This window comes from Saccharothrix sp. HUAS TT1, from assembly GCF_040744945.1.
Lineage (GTDB): Bacteria > Actinomycetota > Actinomycetes > Mycobacteriales > Pseudonocardiaceae > Actinosynnema.
Genome location: NZ_CP160453.1, coordinates 7,896,168 through 7,919,930 on the forward strand (window position 1 = coordinate 7,896,168; position 23,763 = coordinate 7,919,930).

Consider the following 23,763-nt stretch of genomic DNA (forward strand, 5'->3'; position numbering starts at 1 on the left):
CCGGTCGGGGGTGCGCCCCCGACCGGATCGGCACCTCCCCGAGCAGTGCACTTCTGATCAGGGCACCCTTTTGATCAGTGCCCCTTTGATCAGGGGTGCACGCCGGGACCGTGGTCGGGCTCGTCGAACGGCGCGATGGGGGTCGGGCTGAGCGACGCCTCGTCCTCGCCCTCCTCCAGCAGCGTGGCCGCCGGTCCGATCACCCGCGGGTCCGGCTCGCCGACCACCTCGGGGTCCTTGTCGGCGTAGTCGATCCGCGCCAGCACGCTCCGCATGGCCTCGATCCGGGCCCGCTTCTTGTCGTTGCTCTTCACCACGGTCCACGGCGCGGCCTCGGTGTCGGTGGCGCGGAACATGGCCACCTTCGCCTCGGTGTAGGCGTCCCACAGGTCCAGCGACTTGACGTCGTTGGAGCTGAGCTTCCACTGCCGCACGGGGTCGACCTGCCGGATCAGGAACCGCGTCCGCTGCTCCGCGCGCGACACCGAGAACCACAGCTTCACCAGCGTGATGCCGTCGTCCACCAGCATCTTCTCGAACGTCGGCGCCTGCCGCGTGAACCGCTGGTACTGCTCCTCGGTGCAGTAGCCCATCACCCGCTCGACGCCGGCGCGGTTGTACCAGGAGCGGTCGAACAGCACGACCTCACCGGCGGTCGGCAGGTGGTCGACGTAGCGCTGGAAGTACCACTCGCCCTGCTCCCGCTCGGTCGGCTTGCCCAGCGCCACCACCCGCGCGCCGCGGGGGTTCAGGTGCTCGGTGAACCGCTTGATCGTTCCGCCCTTGCCCGCCGCGTCACGCCCCTCGAAGACGATGACCAGCCGGCCGCCGGTGTCCTTGATCCAGTACTGCAGCTTCAGCAGCTCGATCTGCAGCAGCCGCTTGGACAGCTCGTACTCGTCGCGGCTCAACCGCTCCGGGTACGGGTAGTTCTCCCGCCAGGTGTCGATCGGCGTGCCGTCCGCGTGCCGCAGCACGGGGTCGTCCCCGTCCTCGTAGTCCACCACGAGGTCGTCCAACCTCAGGCCGGGGAACCGTTCGGAGATGTCCAGGGCGTTGTTCACCGGGTCGGCTTACCCCAGCCGTCACCAGGACAAACCGGGCACGGGCCGCACCCCTCGCGACAGCGGGCGCGGCCCGTGCGCCGGGTTACAGCAGCGACCCGATCTGCGCCGCGACCAGGTCGATCCGCACGCCCTGGTTCGGGCAGCCGCCGTAGTGGTGCAGCCCGATCACCTTGTTGGTGCGCCGGGACAGCACCGGCGAGCCGGACGAGCCGCCCTCGGTGTCGCACCGGTAGGCGATGTCGGACTGCGACGAGCTGCCGTTGACCCGGACGGCGGAGACGGCGCAGTAGCCGCCGCCGTTCTGGTCGTCGCGCAGGGAGAGCTTCTTGAGCTTGCCCGCCGGGTGGCCGATGACGTACATCTCCTCGCCGACGGCGGGCACCCGCGCGTCCAGCTCCAGGTAGCCGAACGACGCGAGCGAGGCGAAGTTGGTGACGCTGAACAGGGTGTAGTCCAACGGCGCGCTGGTGCGCAGCACCGACGACACCAGGACCTTGGTGACCGCGGCGCTGCTGGTGCCACCACAGGTCGGGCACTGGTAGTTGAACCACACCTCGATGCCGGAACCGCTGGTGAAGCAGTGGTTGTTGGTCAGCATCCGGTTGTTCGGGCCGACCCGCCAGGCCGTGCACAGCGAGCCGCCGTTGCGCAGCAGCTTGGCCACCGCGGGCGTCCGGCCGAACTCGGCCGGGTTGCTGCTCTGGTAGCAGACGGCGTCGCGGTAGTCGTTGGCGCCGCAGATGCTCTTGGGCGCCAGCTCCGCCGCCGCGGCCAGCTCGGCGTCGGTGTAGCCGCGGGTGATCCGGTCGAGCCGCACCCGGCTGGCCGGGTGCGCCGGTCCGCCGTCCCGGCCCCGCAGGGCGAGCACGGCCCGGTCGCCGGTGACGGACATGGCCCAGAAGCCGGTCGCGTCGACGGTCGCCGTGCCGGACGCGGTGACGTCGGCGGTGTAGCGGTAGGTCTCCGCGCCGGCCGGGTCGGAGACCGTGAGCACGTCGCCGCCGACCAGGCGCAGGCCGGTGAAGTGCGCCTTCAGGTACCACGAGCCGGGGCGCTCGACGGTGGTGGACGGGTTCCGGCCGCCGAGGACGGTCGACACGACCTCGTCCTCACCGACCTTCTGCGTCTGTTCGACCAGCTGTGGTGCGGCATTCGCGGTAGTGGGCACCCCTAACAGGGGTAGCGCGAGCACGGCCGCAGCGAGGAGTTGCAGGGTTCTCCGCACTGGTTCACCTCACGGTGTGAGCAGGGATGGTCACACCAGGTGATGCTGCTCCTCCGGCCGGAGGGTGTCAGCCCGCCGATCGTCGGTAGTGCCACCGAAGTCCACTGTGGACACGTGAACGCCCGGCGGGTCGGGGGACCCGCCGGGCGTCCGACGCGCTCTCAGGCTTCGCGCTGCTGGTCGATCGCGGCCGACTCAACCACCTCGTCGAACGACGAGTAGAGGCGGTCGGGGATCGAGTGCAACGCGTGCACGGTGTCCTCGTCCGCGTTGTTGCGCGACGCGTGGTCGACCAACTGCCCCTTGTCCGCCGGATAGCCGACGTCACCCAGCACGGTGCGCAACCTGCCCACGGTCGTCGTGTCGCTCATCGCTCTCCCTTCGCTCCCGCTCCGGGTACCCGGTGACGCCGAACCGACACGGGCGCCGGTCGAACGTCCACACCGGACAGCGGCGGACGGCCCCCGCTCACCGGCGGCTCCCGACGCGCGGCGGCGTGGCCCGCACCACCCAGCCGAGCAGCCGGTGGTCGCCCACCCCCACCGCCAGCGCGGTGGCGCGGTCGGTGAGCAGCCGGATCGCCACCCACGCCACGACCGCGCCGAGCAGCAGGCCCGCCAGCACGTCGTGCGGGTAGTGCGCCCCGACGAACACCCTGGAGAACGCCATCAGCACCGCCAGCACCACGGCCAACCCCCGCAGCTCACGCCACGCGAGCGCCAGCCCGACGGCCGCCGCGCCCGCGATCGCGGAGTGGTTGCTGGGGAACGACCAGTCGCCCACCTCGGGGCACACCGCCACGGTGAAGCCGACCGGCAGGCCGCGGCACGGCCGCTCCTCCTCCACCACCGCCTTCAGCGCCTCGCTCACCCCGTAGGCGAGCACGGTCACCACCGGCGCCAGCAGCGCCACCACCGTGGTGACCAGGTCGCCCCGCCCGCGCGCCCGCCACCACGCCACCGCCAGCAGCACCGCGAGTACCACCAGCCCCGCATCGGTGAACAGGGCGAACGACACCCGCAACCACTCGGGCGTCCCGCCCGCGAACTCCACCACCCCGTCGTACAGACCGTTCCCGGACCCGGTCTCTCCACCCACCCGTAACTGCATGGCCACCTTTCGCGCACACCAACTCCAAGTGACGAGGAAGTTAGCAGTGGGTGAAGGGCGGTGTGATCAGGCCGCCGAACGGGCCGCCGCCGCGACCACGTGCGGCGTGAGCGCGTCGGCGATCAGCGCGTAGCCCGCGGGCGACGGGTGGAAGCGGTCCGCCGAGAACAGGGCCGGGTCGGCGGCGAACCGGTCGAACAGCTCGGCGCCGACGGCCGCGACGACCCCGCCCGCCCGCACCACGGCGTCGGCCTGCGCCCTGGCGTAGAGGCCGCTGGCCTGCGACACGAACGCCCGGTACGCGGGCGGCACGTGCGAGACGACGCCGAGGTCCGGCGCGGTGGCCACCACCACCTGGCCGCCCGCGCGGCGCAGGCCGGCCACCGCGTCGTGCAGCAGCCCCGCGCCCACCGCCGGCGGGGTGAACGAGGTCAGGTCGTTCGCCCCGATCACGATCAGCGCGAGGTCGACGCCCGTCGGCACGGCGGCGCGCACCTGGTCGGCGAGACCGGTGGAGCGCGCGCCGGACACCGCGTGCACCCCGAGGTCCACCCGGTGCCCCGCTGCCCGCAGTTCGGCGGCCAGCAGCGGGCCCAACGCCTGTTCGGCCCGCGCGCACCCCACACCGACCGCGAGCGAATCACCCAGGACGCGGAAGCGCAGTTGTTCAGTCATCACCCAGGGACAACGCCCGGCCGCGGTCCGGTGCTCCCGCCCGGAGCGTTCCGCCTACCACACCGACGCGGGCAGGCCGTCCGTTTCGCGAAGGTCGGGCCGGCCCCCGGGCGAACACGGCACGCTCGAAGAAGTCGTCCACCAGAGCATCCGTCATCATTTTTCTAGAAGGTCCGACGGGGAGAAGGGAAATAACGGCCGGTGGCGGTCGGCGCCGGTCGGACCGGACGCGCGTTCGCCTCCCGAGTGCACTTCCGCCGCTCGAGTTCCCGACGCGAAAGGTGATCACGATGGACAGAGCAGAGCTGCGAGTCGGACTCATCGGTTACGGCTTCATGGGCGTCGCGCACTCCCACGCGTGGCAGGTGGCCAACCAGACCTTCGACCTCCCGGTGCGGGTGCGCATGCTAGCGCTCTGCGGCCGGGACGAGGCGAACGTGGCCGCCGCCGCGCAGCGCCTCGGCTGGGAGGAGCACCTGACCGACTGGCGTGAGCTCATCGCGCGCGATGACATCGATGTCGTGGACGTGTGCACCCCCGGCGACAGCCACGCGGAGATCGTCACGGCCGCGCTGGCCGCCGGCAAGCACGTCCTGTGCGAGAAACCGCTGTCGAACACCGTGGCGGAGGCCGTGGAGATGGCGGGCGCCGCCGCCACCGCCAGGGAGTCCGGCGTCCGGTCGTTCTGCGGCTACAACTACCGCAGGCTGCCCGCCGTCGAGCAGATGCGCCGCCTGGTGGCGGACGGCAGGCTCGGCACGGTCCGGCACGTGCGCGCGGTGTACCTCCAGGACTTCTTCGCCGACGCCGAGTTCCCGCTGGTGTGGCGGCTGGAGCGGGACCGGGCCGGTTCCGGCGCGATCGGCAACATCGGCTCGCACATCATCGACCTGACCCAGTACGTGACCGGGCAGCAGGTCACCGGCGTGAGCGCGCTGACCGAGACCTTCGTCGAGCAGCGACCCCTGCTCGGCGGCGGTGACGACGGCGACGCGGCCGAGCCCGGGTACGGGCAGGTCACGGTGGACGACGCGGCCCTCTTCACCGCCCGGCTCGACGGTGGCGCGGTGGCGAGCTACGAGGCGACCTGGTTCGCCTCCGGTCACCGCAACACCCTGCGCGTCGAGGTCAACGGCTCGCTGGGCTCGGTCGCGTTCGACCTCGACCGCCTCAACGAGCTGGAGTTCTACGACGCCACCACGCCGCGCACCGAAGGGGGCTTCCGGCGGATCATGGTGACCGAGCCGAACCACCCGCACATGACCGGCCAGTGGCCGCCCGGCTGCGCCGTCGGCTTCGAGCACCCCTTCGTCCAGGAGGTCCGCGACTTCATCGTCGCGGTGGTCGCCGGCGAGGACCCGACCCCGTCCTTCGACGACGCGCTCCAGGTGCAGCTGGTGGTCGACGCCGTCGAGCGGTCGGCCCGCGCCGACTCCGCCTGGGTGAAGGTGGGACCCGCGTCACCTCCGGCATGATCGGCGACGGGACTGCCACCGAGGAGGAGTAGGAGAAAGATGTCCGACCCCGAGATCGCGACCCGCGAGGAATGGCTCGCCGCCCGCCTGGAACTCCTGGCCAAGGAGAAGGAGCTGACCAGGCAGCGGGACGAGGTCAACGCCGCCCGCCGCCGGTTGCCGATGGTGGAGATCACCAAGGAGTACGCCTTCGAGGGGCCGCGCGGCGGGGCGCGGCTGCTCGACCTCTTCGACGGCCGGAGCCAGCTGCTGGTCCACCACGTGATGTTCGGCCCCGACGACGACGCGGCGTGCGCGCGCTGCTCGTTCTGGGTCGACGGGGTCGGCGACCTCACCCACCTGCACGCCCGCGACACCACGCTGGTGGCCGTTTCCCGCGCGCCGCTGGAGAAGCTGGAGGGCTACCGGCGGCGGATGGGCTGGGAGGTGCCCTGGTACTCGTCGCACGGCAGCGACTTCAACTACGACTTCCACGTCAGCTTCGACGCGTCCATCGCACCGGTGGAGTGGAACTACAAGGGCTACGACGAACTGGTCCGGGAGAACCCGGGGTGGGAGGGCTGGCGCGGCGAGGAGCAGGGCGTCAGCGCGTTCCTGCGCCAGGGCGACCGCGTGTTCCACACCTACTCCTGCTACGGGCGCGGTGACGACCAGCTCAACACCACCTACAACTGGCTCGACCTCACCGCCCGCGGCAGGCAGGAGGGGTGGGAACGACCACCCGGCCGCGGCTCGGGCGAGATCATGAGCTGGTTGCGCCGCCACGACGAGTACGACCCGGACGTCATCGCGGGCGCCGGCGACCGGAGGTGATCCGCTCTCGCTGAACGCCCCCTCCACACCGGGGAGGTCGGACGGGCCGTCCGCCGCCGGGCGGCCCGCCGCTACCCCACGCCCCCGCTCGAACCGCCGACCCCTGAACGCAAGCGACCACATCCTCTCCCGTGAGTGCCCGCCCGGGACCACGCCGCCGAACGGCTGCCGCCCGGGAGTGCGCGTCGACGCGTCGACCGACCCCTCGACGAAATCGCGTCCACCCGCGCACCTCCTCCGACATCCACGAAGCCCCTGATGCCTGCCGTCACAAGTGAGTATGTAAGGCATCTCCCGTTCTAAACCTCTTCGAGCATGCTCATCGGAACTTTTTTCGGGGCGTTCCGCGCGCCGAAATGCATAGATCCCGGATGAAAACAACCGTGCCCGCACCCCCTGGGCACGGGGTCCCAGCCGACGTCGAATCCATGGAGCGCTTGATGAACAGCAGTGCTGCACCTTCGCGGGAAGAGCTCGTCGGTCGGGCGACGGAACTGGCTCCGTTGCTGGCCAAGGACGCGCTCTGGCAGGAGGAGAACCGCGTCCTGCACGACAACACGATCGAGGCCCTGACCGAGTCGGGGCTGCTGAAACTGACCCTCCCGGCGCGGTACGGCGGATACGAGTGCGACACCACCACGCTGGTGGACGTGCTCTCCGAGATCGCGCTCGGCGACGGCGCCGCGAGCTGGGTCGCCACGGTGTGGAACATCAGCACCTGGTTGACCGGGCTTTTCCCGGACCACGTCCAGGACCAGGTCCTGGGTTCGGGCGACGTCCGGATCTGCGGCACGTTCGCGCCGCACGGGGTCGGCGTGCCGACGGAGGGCGGCATCGTGCTCGACGGCCGGTGGAGCTTCAACACCGGCGCCCGGCAGAGCGACTGGAACGCGCACGCGGCGGTGCGCGTGGCCGACGGTCAGCAGCCGGAGCCGGTGCTGGTCCTGGTGCCCATGTCGGAGCTGGAGGTCGTGGACGACTGGCACTCGTCCGGCCTGCGCGGCACCGGCAGCGTCACCACCGTCGCGAGCAACGTGTTCGTGCCGGAGGAGCGCGTCCTGCCGATGATTCCGGTCATGCAGGACGGGCGGCACCGCTCGCAGCTCAACGCGGCGTCCAAGCTGTGGAACGTCCCGTTCCTCCCGTGGGCGTGCGCGGTGACGAGCTCGACCGCCTACGGCCTGGCGCGCGCGGCGAAGGCCGCGTTCATGGAGCGGCTCCCCACCAGGGCCATCACGTACACCGACTACGAGCACCAGGCGCACGCCCCGATCACCCACATCCGGTTCGCCGACGCCGAGGCGCGGATCGCCGAGTCCGGCTTCCACGTGCACCGCGTGGCGGGGCGGGTCGACACCAAGACCGGTGAGCCGTGGTCGGTGCACGACCGCGTCACCGCGCGCCTGGACCTGGGCGTCGGCGTGCAGCGGGCGAAGGAGGCCGTCGACATCCTCAACGACTCCAGCGGCGCGTCGTCGGTCCTGACGACCAGCCCGATCCAGCGCATCGCCCGGGACAGCCAGACGTCCAGCCTGCACGCGTTCGCGCACCCGGACACCAACCTGGAGCTCTACGGGCGGGTCGCCTGCGGCCTGGAGCCGAACACGCAGTTCCTCTGACCCGCACCACGTGGGCCCGACCGGGCGAACCCGGCCGGGCCCACCGCGCGGGCGGACCCGGTGAGCGCCCGACCGCCGGACGGGGTGCGCAGGATAGGCCGCGCCGCCGTGGCTTGAACGATTCCGTACGGAAGAGCGCATTCTTGGAGAACACTTCCACCGCCGGTGATCTTATGATTCCTGACGGGGGTCGACGAGGAGCCTGAAATGGATGGGCGAATACCCGCGCAGCGGTCCTGGTCCACTGAAGAAGTCACCGTTCCCGACATCCCTTCGAGACCCGGCGGTCCTCCCGTCCACGCGGGGGCAGCCGGCCCGCGGCCCGCCCGGCCACCGCTCTCCTCGGTGACGGTGGACATCGTCATCCCGGTCTTCAACGAGGAGCGGGCCCTGCCCGGGTGCGTCGCGGTGCTGCACGACTTCCTGACCGAGCGGCAGCCGTTCGACTGGACCATCACCATCGTGGACAACGCCAGCACCGATGACACCGGCGAGGTGGCGGCGCGGCTGGCCGGGCAGTGGCCGCGGGTGCGGGTGGTGCACCTGGACCGGCGCGGCAAGGGGAACGCGGTGCGCGCCGCGTGGTCGAGCAGCCAGGCGGTCGTGGTCGCCTACATGGACGTCGACCTGTCCACCGGGCTGGACGCGCTGATCCCGCTGGTGGCCTCGCTGGCGGCCGGCCACTCGGACATCGCGGTCGGCTCCCGGCTGGCGCCGGGCGCGCGCACGATCCGGGGCGCGAAGCGGGAACTGGTGTCCCGCGGCTACAACGCGCTCGTCAGGTTCACCCACGGGGTCGAGTTCCGGGACACGCAATGCGGTTTCAAGGCGGCCAGGGCCGAGGTGATCCGACCGCTGCTCGACAGGGTCGAGGACGACACCTGGTTCTTCGACACCGAACTGCTCCTGCTGGCCGAGCACAACGGCCTGCGGGTGCTGGAGGTCCCAGTGGATTGGACGGAAGACGTGGACAGTCGGGTCAAGGTCACCGGCGTGGCGGCGACGAACGTGCGCGGCCTGGTGCGGCTGGCCCGGGCCAAGCTGTCGGGCGCGGCGGACGTGGCGGGCTTGCCCGCGCGCCCCGATCCCCAGCCGATCCACCCCGACGCGGTCTTACCCGGGCGCGAGGCGTCGCTGCTGCGGCCGTTGGTGTCGTTCGCCCTGATCGGGCTGGCGGCCACGCTGCTGACGCTCGCGCTGTACACCGCCTTCCGGACGTGGTGGCCGCCCCTGGTCGCCAACCTGGTCGCGGTGACCCTGAGCACGCTGTTCAACACCGAGGCCAACCGCCGGGCCACCTTCCGCGGCCGGTCCAGGTCCGTCGCGCTGGTCCACGTCCAGTCCTTCGTGGTGTTCGGCCTGTACGTCGGGTTCACCTCCGGGGCGCTGCTCGTGCTGGAGGTCGTCACCGACCACCCGCCCAGGTGGGTCGAGCTCGTGGTGCTGCTGGCCTCGTCGGCCATCGGCACGCTCGGGCGGTTCATCCTGCTGAGCACCTGGGTCTTCCGCTCCCCGGCCAAGTCGACACCGCACCCTGCGCAGAAGTGAGGATTCGCTGAGATGACCGCGACAGCCGCACCAGGACGTCCCACGACGTCACCGACCCGGCCCACGAGGGGAGCGGTGATCGCCGCGCTCTCGCTCGCGGCGGCCGTGACGGCGCTCATCGTCGCCGGCCTCACGCAGGGCGACTCGATCCCGATGCTCGAACGGGACTTCAAGGTCTACGACGTCAGCGGCAACGCGGTGCTGAACGGCATCTCGCCGTTCGACGTCGCGACCGACGACGACCTGCTGTTCATCTACTCCCCCTTCGCCGCGCTGCTGTTCGTCGTGGTGGCGGTGCTGAACATCCACGTCGCCTTCACGATCTGGACGTTCGCGTCCGTGCTCGCGCTGGCGGTCTCGATCTGGCTGGTCATCGGGCTGATGAGCCCGGAGTCGCGGGAGCGGCGCGGCAAGTACGCGGTCGTGGGCGCGGCGGCGGCGCTGTTCACCGCGCCGGTGTGGGTGATGATCGGCAACGGTCAGATCAACATCCTGCTGATGCTGCTGGTGCTCCTCGACGTGGCCCGCCGGCCGGGGCGCTTCCAGGGCATCGCGGTCGGCATCGCGGCGGGCATCAAGCTGACCCCGCTCGTCTTCGTCGTCTACTTCCTGTTCACCGGCCGGGTCCGCGCCGCGGTGGTGTCCGGGGTGACCTTCGCGGCGACCGTGCTGATCGGCTTCCTCGTGCTGCCGAGCGCGTCCCTGCACTGGCTCGGCGGTGTCATGACCGACACCACCCGGATGATGCCGCCCGACCACGGGCCGTGGAACGAGTCGATCCGCGGCATGCTCGGGCAGCTGCCGGGCGTGCTGCACGCGCCGTGGTTCGCGCTGGCGGTGGCCGTCGTGGTCGGCTTCGCCGGGCTGGCGCTCTCGGTGCGCGCCAGCCGGAAGGGCTGGGAGGCGGCCGGGGTCATCGCCATCGCGGTGACCAGCCTGCTGGTCTCCCCCATCTCCTGGCCGCACCACTGGGTGTGGCTGATCCCCGGCGTCGCGGTCTGGCTGTGGTGGGCGCGGTTGCGGCAGAACACCGGGCACGCGGTGGGCGCGGTGGTGGCGTGGGTGCTGCTGGTCGCCTCGGCGGTGATCATGCTGCTGGACGACTCACCCGTCGCGGACGTGCAGGTCGGCGTGTTCAACCTGTCCGACGGCGGTCTGCTGCTGCTCAACAGCCTGCCGGTGATCGCGGGCCTGGGCTACCTGGTCGTGCTCGGCGTCGCGCTGCGGCGCGCCGAGCACCGGCCCGCCCCGGCGCCGCTGGTGTCGGTCAAGTGACGGCCGGCGCTGGTCGGCACAGCGGAACGAGGGGGTCGGCGTGAAGAAGCTCCGCACACTGCTCTTGGTCGTCGGTCTGCTGTTCGCGCTCACGGCGGGCGCGCAGAAACCGGCGGGCGACCCGGCGTTGGCCGGGCTCGGCCGGGGGTTCGTCTCCGGCACCGCGCACGTGAACGGCACGACGCTGCACTACGTCCGGGGCGGGCGCGGTCCCGCGATCGTCCTGCTGCACGGCTACCCGCAGGACTGGACCGAGTACCGCGACATCATGCCCGCGCTGGCCAAGCGGTTCACCGTCGTCGCGCCGGACCTGCGCGGCGTCGGCCGGTCGGCCGCGCCCCTGGACGGCTACGACGCGCCGAACCTGGCCGAGGACGTGCGCCAGCTGGCCCAGCGGCTGAACCTGGGGAAGGTGTACGTAGTCGGGCACGACGTCGGCGGGATGGTGGCCTACGCGTACGCGCGGCTCAACCCGAGGACGACGCGCGGCGCGATGGTCCTCGACGTGCCGCTGCCCGGCATCGACCCGTGGGACGAGACCACGGGCCGGATGTGGCACATCGGCTTCCACCAGGTGCCGGGGCTGCCCGAGGCGCTGATCGCGGACCGGCAGGCGGTCTACTTCCGCTACACCTCGTTCAGCGACACCGAGACGTTCAGCGACGCCGACGTGGACCGCTACGCGGCGGCCTACGCCAAGCCGGACCAGCTGCGCGCCGGGTTCGAGTTCTACCGGGCCTTCCCGGAGAACGGCGAGTTCAACGCGGCGCAGCGGGGTCGCTCCGACGTGCCGCTGGTGTGGGCGGCCGGCGGTCGTTCGCCGTTCGCGGACCTCGGGCCGGAGATGGCGGAATCGCTGCGGGCTCAGGGTTCCACCGACGTGACGACCGCGGTGGTGCCGGACAGCGACCACTTCGTGGTGAACGCCCAGCCGGAGTTCGTCACCAGGATGATCGAGCGGCACGCGTCCTGACCGGCGGGCGGGGCGGTCCACCGCGGACCGCCCCGCCCGGCGGGATCAGTCGTAGAGGCGGATGTCGGCGATGCTCCACCAGCTGCCGGCCGCACCGGTCGACGTGATCCGCAGGTGCCGCGCGCTCGTGCGGCGCACATCGACCTGCGTGAGCTGGCCGACGCCCGTGCCGGTGGCCACCGTCCGCCACCCGGCCCCGTCGTCGCTGACCGACAGCTGCCAGCCGCGGGCGTAGTCGCCGAGGTTGCCGCCGCTGTCCACGGCGACGCGGCGGAAGTGCTTCCGCGCGCCCAGGTCCACCTGGAGGTGCTGGCCGGCGGCCTGGGCCTGGCCGCTGCTCCACCGGGTCGAGGCGTCGTCGTCCACCGCGAGCGCCGCGCCCTCGCCGGTCGGCGAAGCGGTCGCGGTCGCGCCCTCGATCGGCACGAAGTCGAGCTCGTCGCCGAACGCGCGGCTCGCCGGCCAGGTGAACGTCGCCAGCGCGCCACCGGGCAGGGTGTGCTCGAACGTGCGCTCGCCGACGTTCACCGCGAACGTGCGCGGCTCGTCGTTCTCGTTGTGCACGACCAGCGCCGTGGAGCCGTCGGGGTTGCGGAAGGCCACGTCCATGACCTGGCCGTTCCACCCGGTGGTGCCGAACGACGTGCTGGCGATCCGCCTCGCGCCCGGTTTCACGAACTTCGACAGGTGGCCGATCGTGTAGTACTCGGCGTCGGTGGTGACCGAGCCGTCGGGTCCGACGGTGACCAGCCCGGTGCACGTGGCGCAGCCCCCGTTGTGCGGGCCGCCGGTGCTGTCCAGGGCGATGTTCCAGTTGACCGCGCTGCGCGCCCAGTTGCGGGTGGCGCCCAGCACGACGTTGCGGGCGTGCCAGGTCAGGGTGTCGCGGAAGACCTTGGCCGGCGGGTCCTGCGCGCCCTTCGAGCCGGAGCACTCGGTGAACCAGATCCCCTTGGCGGGGAACGCCTCCCGCAGCGCGGTCTGGGCGCTCGGGTCGCCGTAGTAGCAGTGGAACGCGGTGCCCGCGACCCAGCGCGCCGCCCGGCTGCGCAGGACCTGGTACGGGTAGTCGGTCTCGGGCTCCGAGCCGGGCGGCGTGTTCGCGGCGTCGTTCGGGTGGGTGGCCCAGTTGTGGTCGTAGGCGAGGATCTTGGTGCGCGGGCTGGCCTGCCGCAGCTTCGGCCCCAGCGCCTCGATCACCGCGAGCTGCTGCGCCACCGGCATGTCGGTGCCGGGGTAGGCGTCGGGCGTGCGGTTCTGCGGCTCGTTCTGCACGGACAGGAAGTCGATCGGCACGCCGGCGGCCGTGTACGCCTGGACGAACTTCACCAGGTACCGCGCGTAGGCGTCGTAGACCGCCGGGTCGTCCTTGAGCCGGCCGCCGACGAGCGAGTCGGTCGTCTTCATCCACGCGGGCGGGCTCCACGGGGTGGCCATCACCTTCAGCGCCGGGTTGAGGCGCTTGGCCTCGCGCAGCAGCGGCAGGATCACCGCCCGGTCGTGGTCGATGCTGAAGTGGCGCAGGGAGAAGTCCGTCCGGCCGGGCGGCACGTCGTCGTAGGTGTAGTGCTCGGCCTCGGCGGTGAAGTCCGACGACCCGACCGGCTGGCGCAGGAAGCTGACACCGATCCCGCGCACGGGGTCGAACAGCTCGCGCATCGTCTCCGCGCGCACCTCCGGCGCGAGGCCGTGCAGCACGGCGGCCGACGAGTCGGTGATCGACGCGCCGAAGCCGTCCACGGTCTGGTAGGTCCGGTCGGGGTCCACCACGATCGTCGGGTGCGTCGACGGCGCGTCGCCGAACGCGACGCGCGGCCGTTCGGCCAGCAGTTCGGTCCGGTCGGCGGTGGTCACCCACACCCGCGCCGACGGCACGTCTCGCGGTGGTCCGGACGCCTGGGCCGTGGGAACGGTCACCAAGCCGAGGACCAGGGCCGCCGCCGCAGCACTGCGAACAGTCGTTCTCATCGTCGTCCTTAAGGAGCCGCACCGTTGTAACAAGGCTGGATCACTCTGGAACAAGAGCTTGCAGGATGAAACACGCACCACGCAGTCGACGTCAACCCTCGGCAGCCCGATCGCTATAGTGACCGCGTGCAACGAGGAGCCCGTCACCTGCGGCAACGCCATGCCGGATAGCCGGCGCGTCACCGTCCGTGACATCGCCGCGGAGGTGGGCGTCTCGATCGCCACCGTCTCCCGCGTGCTCAACGACCACGCCAACGTCGCACCCCGGACCCGCGACCTGGTGCTGCGAGCCGTGGAGCGCGGCAAGCTGCGCGGTCCCCGGACCGTCTACGTGCGCTGCCCGTACGTGCTCACCGACTACTTCGGCCTGATCGTCTCCTCGATCGCCGAGACGCTGAAGCTGCACGGCGTGCGCCTGCTGCTGGACGCGGGCGAGTCCTCGCAGCACGCCGACGCGCTCGCCGCGCTGCCCGACGAGCCCGGCGTGGACGCCGCGATCCTCATCCTGCCGCCCGAGGACGGCGACCGGCTCGTCGCGCTGTCCCGCTCCGGCCTGCCGTTCGTGGTGGTCGACCCGCGCACGCCGCCACCGCCGGACGTCGCCGCCGTGTCGGCCGCGCACTTCGCCGGCGCCCGCGCGCTGACCGCCCACCTGGTCGAACTCGGCCACCGCGACATCGGCGTCATCGCCGGTCCCGCCGAGTGGCTGGCCGGCGACGCCCGCCTGGCCGGCCACCGCGCGGCGCTCTCCCAGGCGGGCGTGCTGCCGGTGCCGCACCACCTCCGGCACATCGAGCCCACCACCCGGGCGGGCCACCTGGCGGCCGGCGAACTGCTCGACCACCCGCACCGGCCCACCGCGATCGTCTGCTTCAACGACAAGCTGGCCGTGGGGGCGCTGCAGGCCGCGCGCGAGCGCGGGCTGCGCGTCCCCGACGACCTGTCCGTCGCCGGGTTCGACGACATAGACCTCAGCCGGGCCACCGAGCCGCGGCTGACCACCGTGCGGCAGCCGTTGCAGGAGATGGGGCGCATCGCCGTCACCCAGCTCATGCGCGTGCTCGACGGCCACGAGCCCGAGGCGCTGCACATCGAGCTCGCCACCACGCTCGTCGTCCGCCAGTCCACCGGCCCGCTGCGCGCCTAGAAGCGGTCGACGTGCTCCGCGACCCAGTCGGCGAACGTCCGAGCGGGGCGGCCGAGGACCCGCGCGACCGTGTCGTCCACCTCCACGGCCTCCGGTGGCGGCGAGGCGTGCCAGCCGACGACGTACTCCGCGTCGGCGAGGGAGATCCCCTTGGCCAGCAGCCGTTCGACGGCCTGCTCGCGCGTGATCCGGACGAACGCGAGGTCGCGGCCCAACGCCCCGGCGAGGATCGCGAGCCGTTCGCGCGGGGTCAGCGACTGCGGGCCCGTCAGGTTGTGGGCACGACCCTCGTGGCCGTCCTCCAGCAGCGCGGTCACGGCGACGGCGGCGATGTCGGCCTCGTGCACCAGCGCGCTGGGCAGGTCGAAGGGCTCGCGCACCACCCCCTCCGCGCGGATGGAACCGGTCCACGTCAACGTGTTGGACATGAACTCCTGCGCCTCCAGGCGCGTCCACCCCACCCCGGAGTCGGCCACGGCCCGCTCGGTCGGCCCGACGTAGCCGCCCCACAGCACCGTCATCCGCCGCACGCCCGCGTCGACCGCGCGCCGGACCAGCTCGGGGCCGACCTCGGTCAGCCCCGCGGTCACCGTGATGTGCAGGTGGGTGACGCCGTCGAGGGCGTCGGTCAACGCCTCGGGCGCGGTGTGCGTGCCGCGCACCACGTCCACGTCGGACGGCAGAAGCCGCCGTGCCGCGTCCGGGTCGCGGGTCAGCGCCCGGACCCGCTGCCCGCGCCGCGCCAGTTCGGCCACGACGTGCCGGCCGGTGTTCCCGGTCGCGCCCGTCACCAGGATGGTCATCGGTGATCCCCCTTCGTCGTCACCGACGTTAAGAGCTCCACCGAACTGGAGGTCAACTGCCGCGCTCGGGCGCCGGGAGGGAACGCGGCGCCCCTCCCGGCGCCCGGGCGTCAGCCGACGATCTTGTAAGCGCGGATCACGGTGTGCTCGAACGTGTTGCCGTCGCTGTCGGACCCGGAGGCGCGCAGCGAGGCGTACCCCGCCTCGGCCGGGTTCCACACGTGTGCGGCGTCACCGACGACCGGCGCCCGCCTCCAGGTCTTGCCGTCGTCGAACGACACGTCGACCCGGACCGCGCGCACCTCGCCGTTGTCCGCGCCGTCCTGCTGCTCCACGGTCAGCGGCAACCGCAGCGGGCGCCCGGCGGGCGTGCCCCCGGTGTCGTCCAACAGCGGGGTGAACCGCACCACCGACATCGGCAACCGGCGGCCGGGGCCGTCGGGCGAGACGTCGGCGCGGAACGTCCACGCGCCGCTGATCCGCGTGCTCAGCTCGGCGGCGGCCGGGTCGCGGACCATCTCGTGCTCCACCCGGTAATCCGCCTCGCCCTCGGGCAGGCTGAACTCGGCCCACTGGTCGCGGGCCAGGCCGACCAGCCGGCCGTCGCGGTGCACGGCGGTGCGCGCCGACTCGTAGCTACCCCGGCCCAGGTTGCCGTCGCGGTCGTTGATCAGCGGCACCTGCGCCGTGAGGCGGTCCCCGTTCAGGCCGAGGTAGGTGGCCGAGAGCCCGGACAGGCCCGGCCCGAGCACCGGGTACGCGAACCGCTCCGCGTACCGCTCGCCGAGCCGGTACGAGCGGTTGAACGAGGAGTAGTCGGCCTCGGTCCGGTACTGCGGCGACAGCCGCTGGTAGCCCCAGCTCCAGGTCAGCCGGTCGGCCGTGACCAGGTCGACCGCCGTGCCGCCCGCGGGCACCGGCAGCAGCACCGACCAGCCGCCCGTGCCGTCCGGCGGGCTGGCGTTGCCGCTGTGCAGGTGCTGCCGGTCGGGCGGGCCGGGCGCGAACGCGGTCCGCACCTCGACCAGCTCCTCCCTGGTCGGCGCGCGGGTGAACCCGGTCGGCACCGGCCCCCGGTCGAACCAGCGGAACCGGTGGTGCACCGGGCTGCCGTCGACCGGCGGGCTCTGGTACTGGGCGCCGATCGACCAGCCCAGCTCGTCCTCCGGCAGGTCCGGTCCGACCTGGCCGACCGACATCTCGCCGAAGCCGCCGATGAACGCGGTGTTGAGCACGACGCGCCTGCCGTTCAACACCCGGGAGACGTTGATGTCGCCGATCATCGCCGTGGCGGTGGGGTCCGGCGGGGTGATGCCGATCGGCGCGGCCGCGCGGGCGTCGACCTCGAACCGGGTGTGGTCGGCGTCGACGGTCAGGCTCGGCCTGGCCAGCACCGCCGCCTTCGCGCCCGTGCGGATGAAGACCCGCGTCAGGTACTCGCCCTTGGGCACGCGCGTGGAGACGACGCCGTCCGGACCCCACAGGGTCGTGTAGACGTCGTTGGTCATGCCGACGAGCACGGTCGAGTGGTCGAACGCGGTGTTGCCGTCCGCGTCGACGTGCTTGATCTGCACGTCGTAGCTCTCCACCTCGCGGGCCAGGCTGACCGGCGTGCGGGTGGGCCCGCCGACCAGGACGCCGGAGTAGACGCCGTCGAGCGCGCCGACCCTGGTGTCCGCGGTGACCGCGACGGCGGTCGTGCCGCCGGCGGGCACGGTGACCCGCGACGGCGTGACGGTGAGCAGGCCCGCGGGTGCGGCCCGGCCGTCGGGGCCGCGCAGCTCCGGCGCGAGGTCGAAGGTGACGGGCTCCGCGCCGCTGTTGCGGTAGGTGACGGTCCTGGTCACCGGCGCGTCGTCGTGGTGCGGCCACAGCTGCTCCTCGAACGCGACGCTCACCGGCTCGGCGCCGACGGTCGCGGTGAGCGCGCGGGCCACGTCCACCCGGCCGGTGCCCTGCTCGAACACGGTCAGCGCCGGGTTGGGCTTCGCCGAGGCCATCAGGGCGGCCTTGAGCTGCGCCCCGGTCCAGTCGGGGTGCTGCTGGGCGAGCAGGGCGGCGGCGCCCGCGACGTGCGGGGTGGCCATCGACGTGCCGGACAGGGCCAGGTGCCGCCTGCCGACCGGGGTGCCGATGCTCGCCCGGTCCGCCCGCGCCGCGACGATGTTCAGGCCGGGCGCGGTGATGTCCGGCTTGACCGCGCCGTCGCCGTTGCGCGGGCCGCGGCTGGAGAAGTGGGCCAGGTCGTCGTCGTGCCGGACCGCGCCGACGGTGAGCGCGGCGTCCGCGCTGCCGGGCGAGTCGATGCTCTTCGCCCGCCCGGAGTTGCCCGCCGCGACGACGAACAGCGTGCCGGTCGTCGCCGACAGGGTGTTGATCGCCTCTTCGAGCGGGTCGACCCCCGGCGCGTCGTAGCCGCCGAGGCTGAGGTTCACGATGTCCGCGCGCTCGTCGACGGCCCACTGCAGGCCCGCCAGCACCCAGGACTCGGGGCAGCCGCCGTTCAGGCAGACCTTGCCGTCGAGGATGCGGGCGTCCGGCGCGACACCGCGGTACTTGGCGTCCCGGCTCGCGATCGTGGCCGCGACGTGCGTGCCGTGCCCGTCCAGGTCGGCGCTGTCGGGGTTGTCGGTGAAGTTGCGCTGGGCGACCTCGCGGCCCCTCAGGTCGGGGTGGTCCCCGTCCACGCCGCCGTCGAGCACGGCGACCCGCACACCGCGGCCGGTCAGCCCGGCCTGCCACGCGGTGGGCGCGCCGATCTGGGCGGTGGAGCGGTCGAGGGAGGGGCGGAGCAGGCCGTCCAGCCAGACCTTGGTCACGCCGGGGTCGGCGAGCAGGTCGCGGAACGTCGTGCCGGCGTCGGCCTTCGGCGCGTGGGTGGCCGTCGCGCCGGGCAGCGCCTGCGCGGCCACCAGGCCGGTGGTCGGCTCGCCGGTGACGATGAGCGGCACGTGGTCGGTGCGCGCGTCGTCGTAACCGGCCTCGATCAGCCCGGTGACGTCGAACAGGCGCGGGTCGAGCTTGCCCGCGGCGATGCCCCTGACCGCGTCGTCGGGCACGACGTGCAGCCGCCCGTCCCGGTGCGCCGAGTGGAAGGTCATGCCGTCACGGCCGGGCCCGGCCCGCAGCGCCCCGACCGCCTCGCCGGTCACCACGACCCGGTCACCGGTGATCAGCGTGACGGTCCTCGGCTGCGCCGACTGGGCGCCTGCCGCTCCCGCTTCGGCTCCCCCGCCGGCCGCGGCTGGTCGCCCCGCTCCCGCTGCCGCCTCCGGTTCGGCTCCCCCGCCGACCGAGGCCGGTCGCCCCGATCCCGCCGCCGCTCCCGGATCGGCGGCGGCCACCCCCGTGGCCGTGGCCGTCGCGGTCACGAGCCCGGCCGCCAGGACGACGGCGGCCAAGCCCCTACCGCGCTTTCGTGGTCTGAACACAGGTACCTCCTGGGTGAGTGCGCGTCGATCGCGCAGTCAGGAGGCACCGCAGACCCGCGGTGGCGGTGGACCGGAAGTGACGACGCCCCCCGACCAATCCGACGCTAGCCACCCGGCAGGGTGAGGTCAGCGTCCCTTGGAGGGAGGTTCGACCACCCGAAAGCACCAGGGGTGATCGGTGGAGCGGGTGCAGTCGTGGTCAGCCGGGTGCGCCGACCTGGGAGCGCTACCGAGCCCGCTGCCGCGGGATGCGCGCCCCGGCGGCCTCGGCCGCGAGCGCCGCCTCGGTCAGCGTCGGGTGGACCGACAGCACCCGGTCGACCCCGGTCACCTGCAACGGCCGCAGCACGCGGTGGCTGTCCGCCACGACGGCGAAGGAGGAGCCCACCCGCTCGGCCCGCGCGTGCGCCTCGACCAGCGCGGCGATGCCCGCCGCGCCGAGGAACGTGACCCCGGTCAGGTCCAGCACCAGCGCCGACGGCGCGCTGTCGAGCCGGGCCGCCAGCCGGTCGCGCAACGACGACACCGTGCCGCTGTCGATGGGTCCGGCGGCGGAGCAGAACTCCACGTCCTCTTCGGCGAGGCGGGCGCGGGCGGTTCCGGCGCCGCTGAGCTGATCCAGCATGAGTGCGCTCCTCGGGTGCTCCTGGAAGAGACCGTCAGCAGGCCGACTTCTTAACCCGTTCGGCTCACGTGACGTCGGCCAGATGGGTCATGCTTCGAGGAGCACGTTACGGCGAGTCCGACGAACGCCACAAGCCCTCAGTCGCGTCACCTTCGAGTGAGCTGTGACGCGCCCAAACTCATCCATTAGCGGCGCCCGGTGGCTCGTTGATCGACTCACCGGCGCACGAGCCCGGCGCCGCCCTGCCGAGCACCGGGCCCGACGACCGTCCACATCGGACCGGAATCGCATCCCGACGCGCCGGCGGGCAGCCGAGGTGCCATCCGCCGAAGTTCACCCGATCGAGAGTCGGGAGGAGGACTAGGGTCCTGGCATCGTGACCGCATTCACCGGAACGGGGTCGGGTCGGGCGCCCGGCACGTTGATCCGGGCCGATCCGCTCGCCGCCCGGTTCCGGCCGGAGGGCGCCGCGGCGTCGTACCGGGTCTTCTACCAGGGCGTGGGGCACGACGGGCGCGGGCGGTTGGTCAGCGGGTCGGTCTTCGTCCCCGACGGCGAGCCGCCCGGCGGCGGGTGGCCGGTGATCAGCTACGCCCACGGCACCACGGGGTTGTCCGACCGCTCGGCGCCGTCGCGGACCGGGCTCCTGCGGCTGGAGCGGGTGCACATCGCGGGGTGGTTGGCGGCCGGGTACGCGGTGGCGGCGACGGACTACGAGGGGTTGGCCACGCCGGGGCCGCACCCGTACTTCAACGGCGAGGCCGTGGCGGACGACGTGGTCGACATCGTCCGGGCGGCGCGGCAGCTGGGGCGCCCGGTGAGCGACCGCTGGCTCGTCGCGGGCTTCTCGCAGGGCGGCCACGCCGCGTTGTTCACCGCCCTGATCGCGACGACCTACGCGCCCGAACTGGACTTCCTGGGCACGATCGCGCTGGCGCCGCCGGTCCACCTCGTCCGCGTCATCGCCACCCGCACCAGCGACGGCTCGGCGGCCGTCTGCCCGTTCGTGCCGATCGTCCTGGCGGGCATGCGCACCCGCTACCCGGACTTCTCCCACGCCTTCCTCACCGACCGCGGCACGGCGCTGGTGGACCTCGCCGAACGGGTGCCGCTGGTCGAGGTGTTCCGCGCCGCCAGGGACGCCACCAACCACGAGACCGGCATGACCGACCTGACCCGGCACCGGCACGTGGAGCGGGTGCTGGACGAGTGCCGCGTCCCGGTCGCCCGCCTGGACCGCCCGGTCTTCCTGGCCGCCGCGGGCGACGACGAGGTCGTGCCGCCGGACGTCGTCCACGACTTCGCCGACGACCTCGCCGCCGCGGGCACCGCGGTCCGCCTCACGACGTACCCGGGCGCGAACCACGGCACGATCCTCACCGCGTCCCACGCCGACGCGGCGGCCTGGGCGGCGGGGGTCACCGGGCACTCGCACACCCCGGCCGCCCCGGCGCCGCGCTTCGACCTGCTCGACGCGACCGGCGACGGCTACCTGTGCCGCGACGACCACGAGGTCTTCGCGCTGCGCCTGGTCCAGTCGTTCGGCCACCCGCCGCGCTCGGCCGCGGCGATGGCGGTCCGCTCCCGCTACCGCGCCCTGTGGCGGGCGCTGGCCGCCGAGTCGGACACCGACGACGACGGTCGCGTGAGCAAGGCCGAGTTCCTGGCCTGGGCCGGCCGCGCCACGCACACCGCCTTCGACCGGACCCTCCGCCCGCTGGCGACGGCCGTGCTGGCGCTGGTGGACGCCGACCGCACGGGTGTGGTCGGGCGCGACGGGTTCCTGGCCCTGATGACCCGCTGCGGCCGATCCGAGGCCGAGGCGCGCGACCTCTTCGAGGGCCTGGACGCCGACCACCGCGGCGCCGTCGAGACGGCCGAGGTGGTCGACGCCATCAGGGACTTCTGCCTGGACCCGGACCCGGGCAAACCCGGCCACTGGCTCTTCGGCCGGTTCTGACCGAAGAGCCGAGCGGATCAGCGGGTCAGCGCGTCGTGCAGAGCGTGCCGTTCAACGAGTACTTCAACGGCCGCACGTTCGGCCCCTGGTAGTTGCCGACGAACCCGGCCGTGGTGGACGCGCCCGGTTCGAGGGTGGCGGTGTTGGAGACGGACACCTGGTGGCCGGTCTGCGTCCAGGTCGCGTTCCAGCCGCTGCCCACCTGCTGCCAGGTGGTCGGCCAGGTGTAGGTGAGCGTCCACCCGTTGATCGGCGTCGTCCCGGTGTTGGCGATCTCCAGGTCGGCGACGAAGCCGTTGCCCCAGTTGCTCGCCTCCCGGTACGTGACCGCGCACCGCGAGGTGGCGGGCGTGCCGGTGGCGAAGGTCAGCGGCGGTGAGGACCACGACGTCCGGCCCGCGTTGTCCCGCGCGACCAGGTTGACCGTGTACTCCGTGCCGGGCATCAGGTTGGCCGCGGTGAACGTGGCGCCGATCGTCTCGCCCCACTGCTGCGTGCCGGCGCCGTCGACCCGGTGCACCTCGTACTTCACGCCGGCGGGCGGCGCGGGCCAGGAGAGGGTGGCCGTGCGGTCGGTGACCTGGCTCAGGACCGGACGCGCGGGCGCGGCCGGGAGGCTCGCCTGGGCAGTGGGCTCGAGCACGAGGGTGGTGATCGAGTACGGCGGCAGCGTGGCCGTGGACGACGAGCCGGTGGTGGTCGTGATGCCGGTGTCGCCGTTGCCGTACGTCAGCACGGTCGCGCCGGCCTGGGCCGCGTAGCCCGCGAACCGCAGGCCGACGGTCTTGGCGACCGCCGGGTCCTGGTTGATCAGCATGACCGCCAGGCCGCCGTCCGGCCGCCGGGCCGCGTGGCTGCGCACCAGCGGGTCGCTGGACGCGGCCGTGACGAGCTGGTCGCCCGGGCGCGCGAAGCGGGACGTCATCGCGATCGCGTGGTACGGCGCGAACGGGGTGTTCAGCGCGGGCTGGCAGGTGACGCCGTCGGCGGTGCAGTTGCTGCTGGAGAGCAGGCCGAAGTCGTCGTAGTCGGGGTGGCCCGCGATCTCCCGCACCTGCCCCAGGCCGTTGTGGACGTTCCACCAGTCCACGGTGAACACGCCCTGGCCGATCATCGTCGCGTACGCGTCCGCGGCGAACAGCGCGCCCGGCTGGGTGTTGCGGCCGTACGAGGTGTTGACCTCGGTCAGCGCGATGTCCAGCTCCTTGCCCGCCAGCCGGCGGGACTGCTCGCGCACCAGGGCGATCTGGTCGACCACCCGGTCGGTCTTGGTGAGCACCTGCGCGGCGGTGTCGCCGCTCGGGTACCAGTGGATGATGCCGAAGTCGACCACCGGGCCCGCGATCGACAGCACGACGTCGTTCCACGAACCGGTGTCACCCGATGCTGTGATGCCGTCCGGCCACTCACCCGGCGTGGTCAGCACCGCGCCGATCTTGATGCTCGGGTCGACCGCCTTCATGGCCGTGGCGTAGTCGCGGACCAGGGTGGCGTAGTAGGCCGGGCTCTTGTCCGGGTGCTCGTCGGCCTCCCAGCCCGAGCCGTAGTGCCCGTTGCCGTAGTTCTCGTTGCCGATCTCCCAGTACTTGACGCCGTAGCCCTTCTCGACGTTGGCGTAGCGCACCCAGGCGGCGGCCTCCTCGGCCGTGCCGGTGCCGTAGTTGGCGGTGACGACCGCCTGCCCACCCGCCCGCCGCACGCCGCTCATGAACGTGTCGAAGTCGGTGTTGGGCGCCACGTACCCGCCGGGGGCGGTGTGGTCCTCCCAGTGGTAGATGTCCGAGTAGGACCCGCCCGGGTAGCGCATGGCCCTCACCCCGGCGGACTTGAGCAGGTCGGCGACGGCGTCGCTGCCGAGGTGGGTGTCCCAGATGGCGTGGTTGACGCCGATCGCCGCGTCCCGCACCACCTCCAACCCGGCCCTGGTGTTGACCGTGACGGTGACGGCCGGATCGGCCTGCGCCGCGGGAGCGGTGGGCAGCAGGACTTGAGCGGCCACGAGCGCGGCGAGCGCGGGCAGCACGACGAGACGCGGTCTCATGAGTGGAT

Annotated in this window: 18 protein-coding genes; 8 read left to right on the forward strand and 10 right to left on the reverse strand. The window is 72.7% G+C overall.

All coding sequences use genetic code 11. The annotated features are described in order from the left end of the window. Window positions 1-89: 89 nt before the first annotated feature. The 5 genes from ppk2 to AB0F89_RS34625 form a co-directional block, all read right to left on the reverse strand. Entirely contained in the window at window positions 90-1,064 is a 975-nt protein-coding gene (gene ppk2 / locus AB0F89_RS34605) for a polyphosphate kinase 2 (protein ID WP_367130250.1), read from the reverse strand. 85 nt (window positions 1,065-1,149) lie between these two features. Next, window positions 1,150-2,235 (reverse strand): serine protease, encoded by a 1,086-nt coding sequence (locus tag AB0F89_RS34610; protein WP_367130252.1) that lies wholly within the window; start codon window positions 2,233-2,235, stop codon window positions 1,150-1,152. Window positions 2,236-2,453: 218 nt separating this feature from the next. Next, window positions 2,454-2,663, reverse strand: a complete 210-nt coding sequence (locus tag AB0F89_RS34615; protein ID WP_367130254.1) for a DUF2795 domain-containing protein — start codon at window positions 2,661-2,663, stop codon at window positions 2,454-2,456. A gap of 97 nt (window positions 2,664-2,760) precedes the next feature. Continuing rightward, entirely contained in the window at window positions 2,761-3,402 is a 642-nt protein-coding gene (locus AB0F89_RS34620; protein WP_367130256.1) for a phosphatase PAP2 family protein, read from the reverse strand. 66 nt (window positions 3,403-3,468) lie between these two features. After that, the gene (locus AB0F89_RS34625; protein ID WP_367130258.1) at window positions 3,469-4,077 is read right to left on the reverse strand and encodes an SGNH/GDSL hydrolase family protein; all 609 of its coding nucleotides are present in this window, start codon (window positions 4,075-4,077) and stop codon (window positions 3,469-3,471) included. Between the two features lie 290 nt (window positions 4,078-4,367). Here AB0F89_RS34625 and AB0F89_RS34630 point away from each other — a divergent pair, with 290 nt between their 5' ends. The 6 genes from AB0F89_RS34630 (at window position 4,368) to AB0F89_RS34655 (ending at window position 11,780) form a co-directional block, all read left to right on the forward strand. Further along, entirely contained in the window at window positions 4,368-5,552 is a 1,185-nt protein-coding gene (locus AB0F89_RS34630; protein WP_367130260.1) for a Gfo/Idh/MocA family protein, read from the forward strand. 39 nt (window positions 5,553-5,591) lie between these two features. Then, a complete protein-coding gene (locus AB0F89_RS34635) occupies window positions 5,592-6,365 on the forward strand; it encodes a DUF899 domain-containing protein (RefSeq protein ID WP_367130262.1) in 774 nt (257 codons plus the stop codon). A gap of 440 nt (window positions 6,366-6,805) precedes the next feature. After that, window positions 6,806-7,984, forward strand: coding sequence for an acyl-CoA dehydrogenase family protein (locus tag AB0F89_RS34640; protein WP_367130264.1), 1,179 nt, complete (start codon window positions 6,806-6,808; stop codon window positions 7,982-7,984). Window positions 7,985-8,329: 345 nt separating this feature from the next. Continuing rightward, window positions 8,330-9,532 (forward strand): glycosyltransferase, encoded by a 1,203-nt coding sequence (locus AB0F89_RS34645; protein WP_367130266.1) that lies wholly within the window; start codon window positions 8,330-8,332, stop codon window positions 9,530-9,532. A gap of 75 nt (window positions 9,533-9,607) precedes the next feature. Continuing rightward, the gene (locus AB0F89_RS34650; RefSeq protein ID WP_367130268.1) at window positions 9,608-10,807 is read left to right on the forward strand and encodes a glycosyltransferase 87 family protein; all 1,200 of its coding nucleotides are present in this window, start codon (window positions 9,608-9,610) and stop codon (window positions 10,805-10,807) included. A gap of 40 nt (window positions 10,808-10,847) precedes the next feature. Beyond that, window positions 10,848-11,780, forward strand: coding sequence for an alpha/beta fold hydrolase (locus tag AB0F89_RS34655; protein WP_367130270.1), 933 nt, complete (start codon window positions 10,848-10,850; stop codon window positions 11,778-11,780). Between the two features lie 45 nt (window positions 11,781-11,825). On the opposite strand, the gene AB0F89_RS34660 is transcribed toward AB0F89_RS34655, so the two are convergent. Further along, a complete protein-coding gene (locus tag AB0F89_RS34660; RefSeq protein WP_367130272.1) occupies window positions 11,826-13,748 on the reverse strand; it encodes a discoidin domain-containing protein in 1,923 nt (640 codons plus the stop codon). Between the two features lie 118 nt (window positions 13,749-13,866). Between AB0F89_RS34660 and AB0F89_RS34665 the strand changes: the two genes are divergently transcribed. Beyond that, window positions 13,867-14,895, forward strand: coding sequence for a LacI family DNA-binding transcriptional regulator (locus AB0F89_RS34665; RefSeq protein ID WP_367130274.1), 1,029 nt, complete (start codon window positions 13,867-13,869; stop codon window positions 14,893-14,895). On the opposite strand, the gene AB0F89_RS34670 is transcribed toward AB0F89_RS34665, so the two are convergent. The 3 genes from AB0F89_RS34670 to AB0F89_RS34680 form a co-directional block, all read right to left on the reverse strand. After that, window positions 14,892-15,698 carry an NmrA family NAD(P)-binding protein gene (locus AB0F89_RS34670; RefSeq protein ID WP_367130276.1) on the reverse strand — a complete coding sequence of 269 codons (807 nt, stop codon included), beginning with the start codon at window positions 15,696-15,698 and terminating at the stop codon, window positions 14,892-14,894. The genes AB0F89_RS34665 and AB0F89_RS34670 overlap by 4 nt on opposite strands. A 110-nt stretch (window positions 15,699-15,808) precedes the next feature. Beyond that, on the reverse strand, window positions 15,809-19,099 hold the full coding sequence (locus AB0F89_RS34675) for a S8 family serine peptidase (RefSeq protein WP_367130278.1): 3,291 nt from the start codon (window positions 19,097-19,099) through the stop codon (window positions 15,809-15,811). A 256-nt stretch (window positions 19,100-19,355) separates the two neighbouring features. After that, on the reverse strand, window positions 19,356-19,754 hold the full coding sequence (locus tag AB0F89_RS34680) for an STAS domain-containing protein (RefSeq protein WP_367130280.1): 399 nt from the start codon (window positions 19,752-19,754) through the stop codon (window positions 19,356-19,358). A gap of 376 nt (window positions 19,755-20,130) precedes the next feature. Here AB0F89_RS34680 and AB0F89_RS34685 point away from each other — a divergent pair, with 376 nt between their 5' ends. Then, complete coding sequence (locus AB0F89_RS34685) at window positions 20,131-21,714, forward strand: lipase family protein (RefSeq protein ID WP_367130282.1); 1,584 nt, start codon at window positions 20,131-20,133, stop codon at window positions 21,712-21,714. 25 nt (window positions 21,715-21,739) lie between these two features. Here AB0F89_RS34685 and AB0F89_RS34690 read toward each other — a convergent pair whose 3' ends face one another. Further along, entirely contained in the window at window positions 21,740-23,755 is a 2,016-nt protein-coding gene (locus AB0F89_RS34690) for a cellulose binding domain-containing protein (protein ID WP_367130284.1), read from the reverse strand. Between the last annotated feature and the right edge of the window lie 8 nt (window positions 23,756-23,763).

Excerpts from the sequence above, each read along its gene's own strand:
- AB0F89_RS34615 (WP_367130254.1), bottom strand. The coding sequence starts at position 2,663 with ATGAGCGACACGACGACCGTGGGCAGGTTGCGCACCGTGCTGGGTGAC.
- AB0F89_RS34620 (WP_367130256.1), bottom strand. The coding sequence starts at position 3,402 with ATGCAGTTACGGGTGGGTGGAGAGACCGGGTCCGGGAACGGTCTGTAC.
- AB0F89_RS34625 (WP_367130258.1), bottom strand. The coding sequence starts at position 4,077 with ATGACTGAACAACTGCGCTTCCGCGTCCTGGGTGATTCGCTCGCGGTC.
- AB0F89_RS34630 (WP_367130260.1), top strand. The coding sequence starts at position 4,368 with ATGGACAGAGCAGAGCTGCGAGTCGGACTCATCGGTTACGGCTTCATG.
- AB0F89_RS34635 (WP_367130262.1), top strand. The coding sequence starts at position 5,592 with ATGTCCGACCCCGAGATCGCGACCCGCGAGGAATGGCTCGCCGCCCGC.
- AB0F89_RS34640 (WP_367130264.1), top strand. The coding sequence starts at position 6,806 with ATGAACAGCAGTGCTGCACCTTCGCGGGAAGAGCTCGTCGGTCGGGCG.
- AB0F89_RS34660 (WP_367130272.1), bottom strand. The coding sequence starts at position 13,748 with ATGAGAACGACTGTTCGCAGTGCTGCGGCGGCGGCCCTGGTCCTCGGC.
- AB0F89_RS34670 (WP_367130276.1), bottom strand. The coding sequence starts at position 15,698 with ATGACCATCCTGGTGACGGGCGCGACCGGGAACACCGGCCGGCACGTC.
- AB0F89_RS34680 (WP_367130280.1), bottom strand. The coding sequence starts at position 19,754 with ATGCTGGATCAGCTCAGCGGCGCCGGAACCGCCCGCGCCCGCCTCGCC.
- AB0F89_RS34690 (WP_367130284.1), bottom strand. The coding sequence starts at position 23,755 with ATGAGACCGCGTCTCGTCGTGCTGCCCGCGCTCGCCGCGCTCGTGGCC.